This window comes from Paenibacillus provencensis, assembly GCF_042678545.1.
Lineage (GTDB): Bacteria > Bacillota > Bacilli > Paenibacillales > Paenibacillaceae > Paenibacillus > Paenibacillus provencensis.
Genome location: NZ_JBHTKX010000001.1, coordinates 3,139,846 through 3,152,239 on the forward strand (window position 1 = coordinate 3,139,846; position 12,394 = coordinate 3,152,239).

13 protein-coding genes and 1 pseudogene are annotated in these 12,394 nt (G+C 42.8%); 2 read left to right on the forward strand and 12 right to left on the reverse strand.

Annotated features, from left to right (window positions below):
- Nucleotides 1–5 precede the first annotated feature (5 nt).
- Together ACFQ3J_RS15120 and ACFQ3J_RS15125 are read right to left on the reverse strand one after the other, a co-directional pair.
- Nucleotides 6–164, reverse strand: coding sequence for a hypothetical protein (locus ACFQ3J_RS15120; protein WP_251582460.1), 159 nt, complete (start codon nucleotides 162–164; stop codon nucleotides 6–8).
- Entirely contained in the window at nucleotides 161–553 is a 393-nt protein-coding gene (locus ACFQ3J_RS15125) for a 2'-5' RNA ligase family protein (protein ID WP_251582462.1), read from the reverse strand. Before ACFQ3J_RS15125 ends, ACFQ3J_RS15120 begins: the two co-directional genes overlap by 4 nt.
- A 176-nt stretch (nucleotides 554–729) precedes the next feature.
- Here ACFQ3J_RS15125 and ACFQ3J_RS15130 point away from each other — a divergent pair, with 176 nt between their 5' ends.
- Nucleotides 730–969 carry a helix-turn-helix domain-containing protein gene (locus ACFQ3J_RS15130; RefSeq protein ID WP_139237011.1) on the forward strand — a complete coding sequence of 80 codons (240 nt, stop codon included), beginning with the start codon at nucleotides 730–732 and terminating at the stop codon, nucleotides 967–969.
- Between the two features lie 184 nt (nucleotides 970–1,153).
- Here ACFQ3J_RS15130 and ACFQ3J_RS15135 read toward each other — a convergent pair whose 3' ends face one another.
- From ACFQ3J_RS15135 to ACFQ3J_RS15160, 6 genes are all read right to left on the reverse strand, one after another.
- Complete coding sequence (locus tag ACFQ3J_RS15135; protein WP_251582464.1) at nucleotides 1,154–2,038, reverse strand: AraC family transcriptional regulator; 885 nt, start codon at nucleotides 2,036–2,038, stop codon at nucleotides 1,154–1,156.
- Between the two features lie 159 nt (nucleotides 2,039–2,197).
- A complete protein-coding gene (locus ACFQ3J_RS15140; protein ID WP_251582466.1) occupies nucleotides 2,198–2,707 on the reverse strand; it encodes a DinB family protein in 510 nt (169 codons plus the stop codon).
- Between the two features lie 184 nt (nucleotides 2,708–2,891).
- Nucleotides 2,892–3,734 carry a metal ABC transporter permease gene (locus ACFQ3J_RS15145; protein WP_251582468.1) on the reverse strand — a complete coding sequence of 281 codons (843 nt, stop codon included), beginning with the start codon at nucleotides 3,732–3,734 and terminating at the stop codon, nucleotides 2,892–2,894.
- Nucleotides 3,671–4,387 (reverse strand): metal ABC transporter ATP-binding protein, encoded by a 717-nt coding sequence (locus ACFQ3J_RS15150; RefSeq protein ID WP_251582470.1) that lies wholly within the window; start codon nucleotides 4,385–4,387, stop codon nucleotides 3,671–3,673. The genes ACFQ3J_RS15145 and ACFQ3J_RS15150 overlap by 64 nt, the downstream gene beginning before the upstream one ends.
- 45 nt (nucleotides 4,388–4,432) lie before the next feature.
- Nucleotides 4,433–5,956 carry a metal ABC transporter solute-binding protein, Zn/Mn family gene (locus tag ACFQ3J_RS15155; protein ID WP_251582473.1) on the reverse strand — a complete coding sequence of 508 codons (1,524 nt, stop codon included), beginning with the start codon at nucleotides 5,954–5,956 and terminating at the stop codon, nucleotides 4,433–4,435.
- Nucleotides 5,957–6,047: 91 nt separating this feature from the next.
- Nucleotides 6,048–7,046: a ZinT family metal-binding protein gene (locus ACFQ3J_RS15160; RefSeq protein ID WP_251582474.1), complete on the reverse strand. Its 999-nt coding sequence runs from the start codon at nucleotides 7,044–7,046 to the stop codon at nucleotides 6,048–6,050.
- A 560-nt stretch (nucleotides 7,047–7,606) separates the two neighbouring features.
- On the opposite strand from ACFQ3J_RS15160, the gene ACFQ3J_RS15165 reads away from it, so the two are divergent.
- The gene (locus ACFQ3J_RS15165; protein ID WP_251582475.1) at nucleotides 7,607–8,623 is read left to right on the forward strand and encodes an aminoglycoside phosphotransferase family protein; all 1,017 of its coding nucleotides are present in this window, start codon (nucleotides 7,607–7,609) and stop codon (nucleotides 8,621–8,623) included.
- 66 nt (nucleotides 8,624–8,689) lie between these two features.
- On the opposite strand, the gene nadE is transcribed toward ACFQ3J_RS15165, so the two are convergent.
- The 4 genes and pseudogenes from nadE to ACFQ3J_RS15185 all read right to left on the reverse strand — a co-directional run bounded on the left by nadE (nucleotide 8,690) and on the right by ACFQ3J_RS15185 (nucleotide 12,287).
- Nucleotides 8,690–9,508: an ammonia-dependent NAD(+) synthetase gene (gene nadE, locus ACFQ3J_RS15170; protein WP_251582476.1), complete on the reverse strand. Its 819-nt coding sequence runs from the start codon at nucleotides 9,506–9,508 to the stop codon at nucleotides 8,690–8,692.
- Nucleotides 9,509–9,616: 108 nt separating this feature from the next.
- Nucleotides 9,617–11,101 (reverse strand): nicotinate phosphoribosyltransferase, encoded by a 1,485-nt coding sequence (locus ACFQ3J_RS15175; RefSeq protein ID WP_251582477.1) that lies wholly within the window; start codon nucleotides 11,099–11,101, stop codon nucleotides 9,617–9,619.
- Nucleotides 11,098–11,250: pseudogene (locus ACFQ3J_RS15180) on the reverse strand (isochorismatase family protein); the annotation flags it as partial. The gene ACFQ3J_RS15175 and the pseudogene ACFQ3J_RS15180, both read right to left, overlap by 4 nt.
- A gap of 260 nt (nucleotides 11,251–11,510) precedes the next feature.
- Nucleotides 11,511–12,287, reverse strand: a complete 777-nt coding sequence (locus ACFQ3J_RS15185; RefSeq protein ID WP_091160307.1) for an NUDIX hydrolase — start codon at nucleotides 12,285–12,287, stop codon at nucleotides 11,511–11,513.
- Between the last annotated feature and the right edge of the window lie 107 nt (nucleotides 12,288–12,394).

The following is a 12,394-nucleotide window of genomic DNA, read 5'->3' on the forward strand; positions in this document are numbered from 1 at the left end:
TGAGCTCACTTTGCTGAAATACCCAATGGAATATCTGCAAATGGAACGTATTTGTTTGATTCAACTTCTTTATATACACGTACATTATTGACAGCAAAGGTTGGAAAAGGAGCTAATTCATCAATTGCTAACCGCTTCATTTCTTGAATTTCTGTCTCGTTCAAACCCCAGTAGGTTTGTGTCCCAAAGTCAGATGAGGATGATATTTATCCATTTCAAAATAATCATCTAAAAGTTCCTGAGATGGAGAAATGGCATCTACCAAGCGTTTATGTAATTCGAGTACATCTTTGTTCGTTCCAACACTCAGAAATGCAACAGAACTTCCAAACGATCCCGGTTCAGATAATGATAGTTGAAATCCCTGCATTAAAGAGCATGTTTGTCTAACATTTGCTAACCAATGTAAATCTGCTGTAAGCCCCCCCTGCGCTTTCACAGTAATGTGTGGCTCCGCTACATCATTAATACGATTATTGGACCAACGATCACGAAATGCCGCTATCTTTCTTTTGTAATCATGTGGAAGGGAAATTCCAATGAAATAATTCATTTTAATAACACATCCTTTAGCCAAACATGTGAATGACATTCCGCTATATAGTGATTTTTACTAATCTAAACTCGTATTATATCCATCTCTTTTAACTGTGCTTGTTTGGGGGCATTAATTGAATCACTTTGTACATACTGAAATTAGGCTCAAATCCCCAGTAATAATCAGTGCGCATGACTCTTTTTCATAAATCGTTGTATATTTTTCTTGCCAAGGTACTGAACAGGCACCATGCTACGATTTCACGAGAGCTCCGGAGAAACAGAACTCAAGAGCCATACCGTGCAGAATTCTCTCAAGAAGGCTATACACAGCGGTGCAAAGCCTCTGTTTCTGCTGGGAAATGGACACAGGAACTAGCTAATCGGATCAAAGAAAAACTCAATGCTACCTGGTCGAACTGTCGCGCTTGAGTTGACAATCCGTCTAAAGAAAAGGGACAATTATTAAATAGACTCAACTAACAGTTGAGCTTATTGCAGTTAATCAACACTACTCTATTAAATAGGATCTATACTGATAAAGGAGCAGCTACCAACCGGCAAACTTGCTCCTTTTATTGCGAACTATTCTAAGAAGATATTCTTAAACAATCCACTAAGTTAATTTCCTGACTGCAAACCATAGCTCAATAAAATTAAGTCCATCTTTACTTCCTGTAATCTCAAATTCCATTCCGTCAACCTGTTCATATCCTGCAGTAGGAAGCCACTCCGAAAAAAATCGCTTATATAATGTTTCAATTGTTTCATCAAATTTATCCCATGTGAACGGATCAGATGAGAAGATCGCCCACGTTTGTGCTGGTATCGTAATACTTGTGTAACCATCGGTCTTACTTGTTTCATCCTTAAATGCACACAGCATGTATGGGAAAGTATCCTCTTCCGTTTTTTTATAGCTACAAACAGCATGTACTTTATGATAGTCCTGATTAATAAAGGCTGGTAAGTCGCCTGCATTGGCCGCAAGCCTTTCAACCTCGCCGTTAGCATGGCTTTGTTTCCATAATTCTGCCGGAGTATCTACTCCGTTTAATTGAAATATTTTTTCGATTCCGAATACTTGAAAGGATCCTTTTGTCTCGATACGGTAGTTCATAGCCTTCTCCCCTTTAATTGAAATAAGGAAGGAAATCCGAGGATAGGCTTTGAGGGCAGTCCCTTCTTCTCGGGCCATCGCTGGATTAACACCATGCAACAATTGAAATGCCCTTGCAAATGAAACCGGAGATTCATAACCATACTTTATAGCGATATCAACAACTCTCATCTCACTATTCTGCAATTCAATTGCAGCAAGAGTAAGCCGCCTCCTTCTTATATATTCCGCCAGCGACACATTTGTAATGAATGAGAACATTCTCTGGAACTGATGTGTTGAACAACAAGCACATTGAGCAACTTCCTTTAATTCAATCTCGCCGGTTAGATTCAATTCGATGTAATCCAATGCCCGATTCATTCGCATAAGCCAATCCATCTGATCCCTCCTCTTAACAGAAGTATAGTTATGCCAAGATTCCATATCGCAACTATTTGTGCACAATTAAGTTTCGTATCCGGGGCAGGAAGGGCATGCCATAGAGAAAGGACGGAAGCCGCGTTATCCGTGCAGCTTCCGTCCCGATCTTTCAAACGACTAACTCAAGTACTGATTTCGGATGACTCCCATATGATGAAGTTCGTGTCCCGCGATACCGTACGCGATGGCGCGTGCCGTAATGTTGACGTTGTTGGCTGTGCCGTTGCGAGACCAGGCCTCGACCGGTAACCCGCGCAGCAGCGTGATCGTCGATTGCCGTACGGCCCTGTAGTCTTCGGCCAATTGCGCGATTGTCCAGCTTCCGAATGGAGGTATGAACAGCTCTTGGTCGAAACCGGGCAGAGGCGTCTGGTCTCCTCTAGCAAACCGGAGCAGGCGGTAGGTCATGATGCGTTCCGCGTCCGCAATGTGGCCCACGACTTCTTTTAGCGTCCATTTCCCTTCCGCATAACGATAAGCGCCCTGGCTTTCAGTCAACGATGCCAGCAGTTCGGTCATTTGCTTTTCCTGAGCGAGCAGAATGTCGATGATGCTGCCTTCCGGCACAAACCGGATATACTCGCCGATGTCTCCGGAATATTCTTCTTCTGACGGTCTTTGGTTCATAAATGGTGCTCCCTTCTCTATAGAGTTACAGATATAGAAGATTATAACACTTATGCAGCAATAGAGCTTTGAAAGTAATTATTAGCTGACGGACGATACATTAATGAGAAATGGAGCAGCTGCCAACCGGCAACTGCTCCAAGCAATTTTAATCTAGCGTTTTACTAATGGAATTCTCGACTTTTTAGGTCTGCTTCTTATACCAACTTTTGTCCATCTTGAATACCTGTGCAAATTTATTAAAGATCGTTATAATTGCCAAGATTGTAACAAGGATCAAGGTAATTGTTGCACCAGGTGGAGTACCATATTCATAAGAAGTGACTAGCCCGCTTAACATACCAGTTAATGTGATAGGGATCCCTATCAAAATTGTGCTTGAAAAGCTTCTGCTCAAGCGCATAGAAATCGCTGCAGGTAAAATTAAAATTGCTGATACTAATAATGCACCTACAATTGGCATAATAATAGCAATGGTTACTCCAGTTAACACATTGAATAGGATTGACATCGTCTTAATGGGTAAGCCAGCAGTAAATGCCGTTTCTTCATCAAAAATCATTACGTACATGGCCTTATGAAATATTAGATATAAGCACAAAATAATACCCGCCAATAAATAGAGTATCCAAACCTGCTCCATACTAATGGTTACGATCGATCCAAATAAAAATTGGTTGATATTTAGTGTCGTACCACCCTGACTCAAACTAATCAGAAACAATGCTAAAGCCATCCCAGCTGACATCAAAATGGCAATAGAAACTTCAGAATACGTTCGATATAACATACGCATATACTCCAGTAAAACGGCAATAACGGCTACCATCAAGATATTTGTCCAGGTTGGGTTAATGCTGACTAATAGCCCTAATGCCACTCCAGCTAATGAAACGTGGGATAGAGTGTCTGCCATAAGGGATTGCCTGCGTAATATGAGAAACAATCCTAGCATTGGTGCAATTAATGAGATGATAAGTGAGGCTTGGAAAGCTCTTTGCATGAATCCATAGAGAAACATCTCCAAGGTAAGCCCACCTTTCGTATTAGTTCAATATGTTTATTACAGTAATTTCGAAGTTCATCATGATCGTGTGTGACCATCAGTATCCCCTTCCCATGAGACTCGCTGTGATGCTTTAACAACTTGTAAAATTCCTCGCGTGATTTCGTATCCATGCCTGTGGTAGGTTCATCCAATACAAACAGATCTGGGTCTGTAGCAAAAACACGTGCTATAGAGATTCTCTGTTTTTGTCCCCCCGACAATTCGCCTATCTTTTTATTGCGCATATCCCACATTCCAACCGATTCAAGGGCGTGCCTGACTTGTTCCTTGTCCTCTTTGTTTAATTTTCTAAACCATTTGCCTCTTTGATAACGACCTGACTGAACTAATTCCAATACTGTACTGGGGAAGCCAACATTAAAAGAAGCAACTTGTTGGGGGACATATCCAACCATTAGCTTCTCTCCGAAACGATTATTGGGTGATAAGCTAACTTTTCCGGTTGTGGGCTTAAGTAAACCTAATATATTCCGTATTAATGTGGTTTTAGCAGCTCCATTTTCGCCTGTCAGCATGATAAAGTCCCCTGGATTCAATTCAAATGAAATATTCGTTAGAACAGGTTCCTTTTCATAATGAAAAGCAAGTTCATCTACTTTAATATAGTACATGAGTATATTTACCTCTCTATGCATTCTGTTCTTCTTAATACTTATTTAATAGATGCTGGCTTGCAATGCTTTAAGGTTATGACGCATGGCTTCCAAATATCCTAAATCATTTGCTAATAATTCTTCAGAAAGCACCTCTAAATCATATAAGACAGCCGTTTCTGTCCCTGTTTCTGCAGCAACGGTTTGAGCGATAGAGGAGTTGGCCCCTTGTTGATAATAAATAACGGGAACGTTGTGTTCTTGAACTAACTCGGCAATTTCCGCAATTCGGGAAGGACTTGGTTCTACTTCAGTAGATAGTCCACCAATCGCAATTTGTTCTAGATCATAACGATCTGCAAGGTAGCCAAATGCTTGATGCTGTACGACAAAGGCTCTGTGTTCTGCATCTTTCAATGTAGTCTGGTATTCTTTATCCAGCGCCTTGAGCTCTTCCACAAAAGCTTCCGCGTTTTCCTCATAAATTGCTTTTCCATCTGGGTCTGCCTCGATTAAGGCATTGCGAATAGCCAGGACCTGATCTTGTGCCAATACCGGATCAAGCCATATATGAGGGTCTTGATTCTCATGGTCATCAATCAATACAGAAATTGTTCTCGATTCTGCATGGATATTATTGTCATTATCATAAAGTACCGCCTTCGCTTCGAAGCTGTCTCCTGATGTTTTATATTCAAAATGCTCGGTCTCTTGATCGGGTACAGCTTCCCAATCCTGATCTGCATCTTCTCTTATGAACCATTTCCAGCGTTCATAATCTGTCTCTTCATTCAATTCGGCAGCAAGTGTAACAACATCGCCTGTATGATAATGATCTGCTAAGCCCACAATCGTTATTTCTTCTCCTGCTTGTGCACCGCTGTGATCTTCATGTTCATTTCCTTCGTGTTCTTCATCTTCGTGCACATGGGTATCATGATTATCAATCATGAGTTCTATTGGCTCGGATTCTGCATAAACATTGTGATTATTATCATAAACAACGGCTTGAACTTCAAAGCTTTCTTCCGGGGCTTCAAAGGTGAATGTGTCTGTTCCTTGTCCAGAAATAGCTACCCATTCTTCATCAGCATTTGCTCGTTGATACCAATGCCAGTGATCATAATCTACATCTCCTGTTAATTTTGCTGTTAGCTCAATCTCATCACCCGTGTGATAGTGATTAGCCACACCTTCAACCTGTACACTTTCTGTGTCCGATTTCTCAGGTCCATCTGCTGCTCGTACAATGATGAGATTGTCATTTTCTACGGTATAAAATAAACTCTTTGTCCAAAACTCCATCTCATCACTGCTGTAGACAAATACATCCGCTTGGTTTACAGCTGCAACATCTTGTGCACTAGGTTCATAGTGATGGGCATCCTGTCCTTCGGAGACCATTAGCTGCACATCCGCTCGGTCTCCAGCAATGTTTTTAGTGAATTCATACATAGGCAAAAAAGAAGCTATAACAGAAATGTTGGCTTCTTCATTGTTAGTAGAATCCTCTGTGTCCTGACACCCAAAAAGAACTATTGATACAGTAACAAGAACTAATATGATTTTGAGCATTTTGGGATTCATCTATAAATCCTCCTCCTTTACGATAGTTAAAAAAGAAGCAAAACGAAAGCAGGGAGAAGAAAAGCGGTGTGCTTCTCTTCTCCTCTGTGTTTTAATGTGCAATCATTTCATGTACAATTTCGTCACCATTCAACTCCGATGGATAGTATGTTGGCCAGTGAGTCTTTTCATTGGTTAATTCTTCGCGATTATCACCGGAATATAAGTGGAAGTGATAAGATTTGCTAGGGAAAATACTATGATCACTAAACTGTATATATTTAGGTAATCCCTCTACATCTTCATTTAGCTTGAAGACATATCGCACACCTTTTTTCCCTTCATCTTTCTGCAGTATCTCATATCCATCAGATACATATTCTCCACTCTTTTCATTACCGTTTTCAAAGAAAGTGATTTGATTCCCATCAATTACAATCCGATTAACCTCGGTTTGATATGCGGTATTATAGTGTTCTTTATATTCTTCTTTAGTCTTATCACCGTTATGTTCTGCTTTATGAGCAAAAACTTCATCTAAGGTCCCATCTTCTAGATAAGGGTAGACAGATTGCCAATCACCTTCCCAATCAGAAAGTGGTCTGTCCTCAACCTGGCTTTCTTCAAAGTATCCCTCATATATTTTCTGAGTCTCCGGGTCCTGTGCATGTTCGTGATCATGACTAAGGTGGTCGTCGATAACGATGGTAACGGGTTCGGATTCTGCATATACTTCATGATTATCATCGTAAAGTGCAGCTTTAATTTCTAAGCCATCCGTAGTTGCCTCTCCTGTATAGGTTTCACTCTCTTGACCGGAAACCGCTTCCCATTCCATTTGTTCACTTTCTTTTATGTACCATTGCCAGTGATCATAATCGACATTTTCACTGAGTATAGCAGCTAATTCGATTGTATCTCCGGTATGATAATGGTCCCCTAAGCCTTCTATCGTAATTTCTCCTGACTCTTGTACTTCTGTCACTTGTACTTCTGACTCTTCAGCTTCTGCTGCGTTATTATTAGCAGTTGTCCCTTCTTTTGCATCTTGGCAAGCTGCTAACATTACGCTTAAAGCCATTAAACTAATAAATAAATATAATTTCTTCAATTGTGTTCTTCCTTTCTCCCTAGGCTTAATCGTAATCATTACGTTTAAAACGTTACACGGACCCGTACTAATTGTCAAGCTTTAATAATTTGTTTTTTTAATATTTCTAAGAAACATAGTTAAGGAGTCCTTGGGAGGAGTTATCGTTGGAAGGTCACTTGTGCTAAAGGAAAAGATAGCAAGACCAAGATATGTTTTGCGGATGGATGCTACATATACCATCAGATATTGATATTGATTATTTTCCCAATAAAGGATATTTTATAGTTAGCTTAGTGATAAGCAAGTTCCTGACACGAAGGGAGATGTGTTTTGATGGCAACTACTTATATGGTGGTTTTGTCTTAAAACTGAATAGCAGGCATATGCGATTAGAAGCGGGGAAACGCCCGTATTATTTGGTATGCCATCCAAAGTAACCTTTCGTGAATATTGCTGTTTGCAGATACGATGAAGGTCGTATCTTTTTTGCGCCCTGATGCCGCGCGACAGCAGCTTCTCTTGAGGCTGCTTGTCCGTGGCATTTTTGCGTCCAAAATACAACATTAAAGGAGCTTGAAATGAATATTAAACTCGAAGCGCTGATCCATGCCTTAAATCGGCAGTTCCAGACAGATATCATCTCGGCCGACTTCCAAACCATGTCGTTACAGGGCGGAACTGTGGGAAATGTGTACCTTGTAACAGGAAACGCCGAAACTGCGTATGGCGAAAAAATGCCGTACCGTATCGTGCTGAAAATTCAGAAAAAATGGGAGCGTTACAGCGATCCAGGTTCATGGCGCCGGGAATATGATCTCTATGCATCTGATCTGGGAGCGACGTTCTCGGATGCCTTACGCTGGCCGAACTGTTATTACGCAGAGCTTAATGCCGCAGAAAATGAATTCCAGCTATGGCTTGAATATATCGATGGAGTAACCGGTTTGGACTTGACCGGTGACATGTATGAACAGGCCGCGCTGGAGTTAGGTCGCTATCAAGGCAAGCTGTACGCGGAGCAGCCTGCTGTGCTGCAAAGTTTGACCAATCTGAGCCATGCGGATCTCATGAAGAATACGTACTTGCGTTACCGGTCATGGCCGGTCGTCTACGATTATATACGCTCGGCAGACTGCGATTTTCCAGAGCATGTACGGCAAATGCTCATCGACATCGATGAGCGCACAGACGAGATATTCGCCCGTATCGAAACATTGCCTCTCGTGCTATGCCACCGTGACTTCTGGGTGACGAACCTGATCTATTCCGAGGGGAAAATTGCGCTCATCGACTGGGATACAACGGGATGGGGCTACCTGGGCGAGGATCTCGCAAGCCTGATTGCGGATGAAGCGGATATCGATAACATGGTTGAATACTATCAACGATGTGTTCCCGCATATTACAAAGGCTTTTCAGAATATGTCGATGTATCCCATGTCAACGATCATTGCGTCTACGAGATGATCCTTCTTCTATTCGGGTACAGGCTTGTGGAGTGGTATCTCCACTCAGAGGATGATGACGAGAAGACAACTCACATCAATACTCTGCAAAAAATCTATGAATTAAAGAGCAGCCCTATGCAGGTTTGACTCTAAAGAAAGAGCTCCGAAAACCCTTGAAGTAGTGGGCTTTCGAAGCTCTTTTTTCATTACACCTTACTTCCACCATTCATCATATGGAGTAACTGGCAGCTCTCTTTTATGCTGTGAAGCCTTGTAACGTGCCTCGATCTTCGTAACAGAATCCGAATCCACCTGATTTCCTGTCAGGTAGCTGTCTAGCTCCTCATACGTAATTCCAAGCTCGGTCTCATCTGCTTGCTGAGGCTTATTGTCCAAGAGGTCCGCTGTCGGAGTCTTTAAATACAAGCGCTCAGAAGCGTTCAACTCTTTAAGCAGCTCCCGTCCTTGCCCCTTCGAAAGTCCAGTGAGTGGAAGAATATCTGCACCCCCATCACCAAACTTGGTGAAGAATCCCGTAACCGCTTCTGCTGCGTGATCCGTACCTATGACCAAGGCTTCTCGCTCGCCTGCAAAAGCATATTGCGCAATCATGCGCATTCTGGCCTTGACGTTTCCTTTGTGATAATCTGCCAGAGCTTCTCCCGAAGCTGAGCTATACTCACTTGCGAATGCATTGACAGGCTCTTCAATATTAAACACTACCGCATCATCTGGCTGAATAAACTTGAGTGCTTCTATGGCATCTGCCTCATCGAGTTGGGTACCGTAGGGAAGACGAATCGCAGTAAAGCGCGCTTCGTATCCTTCCTCACGGAGCGATTCAACCGCCAGCTGAGCAAGCCGCCCTGCTAAGGTAGAATCCTGTCCTCCACTGATGCCGAGCACGTATCCTTTGGCTCCTGTCTTCTTGCAGTAATCCTTCAGGAAATTCACTCTTGCGCTGATCTCTTCACTTGCCACAATACTAGGCTTTACATTCAGTGCTTCCATAATTTCTTTTTGTGTATTCATTTCTTGGTTCCTCCTATGTGTGATGTGTAATGAAATGAAATCATTCATATAAGTGATGGTTTTTAATATAGTCATAGCATGAGCTATTTCGCCACCCGAATGCCCCTCCTACTCTTTCATCGCTGCGGCCACTCTTTGCTTCACTTCCTCAATCCGCTTCATTTTATTATCCCAGCATGCCTTGCTCAGATTAACCGGGTATTCTGCCGGATTCAGTGCCCGCTTATATTCATCCCACAGCAGACCTAGATTACGGATAAGCAGGTCTCGACTCTCTTGGAGGGTCGGAAGCTTATACACCAATTCCCCGTCTGCAAAAATCGTATGATGAAGCGCTCTGGCTTCAAACTCTGTCACGAATTTACCTATATAAGTATGCACAGGATGGAACATATGAAGACGTTCTTCCTTGGAGGGGTCCTCATGCTCGAGTGCAATATAGTCGCCTTCCGATTTGCCATTCGTTTTGTTGATAATCCGGTACACTTTTTTCCGGCCAGGGGTCGAAATTTTCTCAGGATTTGAACTGATCTTGATCGTATCTGCCATCTGTCCGTTCTCATCCTCAATAGCAATCAGCTTATATACTGCACCTAGTGCAGGCTGATCGTAAGCCGTAATAAGCTTGGTTCCTACACCCCATACATCTATTCGTGCACCTTGTGACTTCAGATTCATGATCGTTTGTTCATCCAGATCGTTGGATGCGTAGATCTTCGCTTTCGTGTATCCCGCTTCATCCAACATTCTGCGAGCTTCCTTGGATAGATAAGCCAGGTCCCCACTGTCTAAACGAATTCCTCTGAAGTTAATCCGGTCACCATGCTCCTTCGCAACCTGAATCGCCGTAGGTACGCCTGACCTCAGCGTGTCATAAGTATCAACCAAAAATACACAATCCTGATGAGTTTCTCCATATTTTCGGAATGCCATATATTCGTCCCGGTACGCTTGAACCATCGAATGGGCATGGGTTCCTGCCACAGGAATGCCAAACAGCTTCCCTGCTCTCACATTGGAGGTGGCATCAAATCCTGCAAGATAAGCGGCCCGGGTTCCCCATATCGCTGCATCCATCTCCTGTGCTCTCCGTGTTCCAAATTCGATGCATGAATCGGCTCCAGCAGCCTGCTTGATCCGGGACGCCTTGGTCGCAATGAGCGTTTGGAAGTTAACGATGTTCAGAATGGCAGTCTCCACGAGCTGTGCTTCTGCGAGCGGTGCCTCAATGCGCATTAACGGTTCGTTCGCGAATACCAGCTCCCCCTCCTGCATCGACTGCACTGTACCCGTGAATCTCAATCCTCGCAAATAATCAAGGTAAGCTTCTTCATAACCTTCCTCGCGCAGATACGCAAGATCGCTCTCCGTAAAGGAAAAGCCCTTCAAATAACGTATTACCCGTTCTAAGCCGGCAAAAACAGCATATCCGTTCTGAAAAGGCAGCTTACGAAAATATACTTCAAAGACGGCTTTGCGCTCATGCATATGATCCCGCCAATAAGCCTCTGCCATGTTAATCTGATACTTATCCGTATGCAGTGCCATACTGTCATCCTGATGCTGTAACTGCGTAAGTTCGATTTTGTTCATCGTATCATTCCTCCATTTCTATAGATCTCTGCAACGAGTGTTCCTGCAAAATGTCCAATTGCCCAATCATGTCCCTCTGTATTGAAGCTAGCAACCGCATCCTCATGAACAACGATTTGATAGCCTTTATTGTAAGCATCTACTGCTGATCTGCCCAGGTTCACCACAGGTCAGTACACCATCACTAGCCACAAAATCATGCGTGTAATCAATATGGATGAGGGCTTTCTTTTTATTATTGTTCATCATTAACCAATAACAACTCCTTTATTATTTAATTTAACTATTAATTAATTGTTAATTAATAAGGTAATAAAAACCTTCTTATGTTACTGCTCATAAGTCCTATCCCCAAATTATCCTGACAGCACTTCACAACCGTTATTGCAAAGTGCTGCCGGACAAGGGATTATAGCTTCGCATGATAGATCGACTTATTCAGGGACACGTCTACAAAACGGTATAGCTGTGTCGGCCTTTTCGAAGTTCTCGTCGTCTTCTGCCCCGCTACTTCCTGAATAAAAGGCAGTGTTTTGATCTTTCTTGCAAAGGCCGCCTCTAACGTAATTGCCGAATCATCCGTGACTGTAAGCAGAACGGCCTGGAGCTCGGAATACGTGAATTCCGCTGGCAGGAATTGTTTCGCAACCGTTGTCTCAAGCAGCTTCTCCTTAATGACCTGTATTGCGTCCTTGATAATGATTGCATGATCAAACGCCAGATCGAGCTCAAGCACCTCGCTGACCGAGAACAGCTGAACATCTGCTGCATCGTCATTCGCTTCCCTTGCGGACAGCTTATGCTCTGGGACGATGGCAAAATGTGCATTCGTGATAATCCAGCCTCTCGGGTCACGACCCGGTTTATCATACACGCCAAAGTGCTCCAGATGAATATTCTGTATTCCTGTTTCTTCGTGCAGCTCGCGCTCCGCGCTCTGGAAGGCCGTTTCCTCAGGATCGACAAACCCACCAGGAAGTGCCCATTTCCCAGCCTCTATATTCGGCTTGCCTTCACTATTTACCATGCTTCTCTGGATCAACATAATTCTTAAATCCATCACCGGGGGTTTGAATTCTTCATTTCGAACGGGAACAATCGTGAACACAGCAATGTCTGAAGTATAACCATCCGGTGTTCTATACTTTCTGATATCGTATTGTTCCATTGCTTCTGTGTTAGACATGACTATAATCTCCTCAAGCAACTCATTAACAATTATCAATTTGTTAATTGTATTATATGCATGAAGGTAATCAATATCAACCAAATATTTGAATTAAATCATTTCGC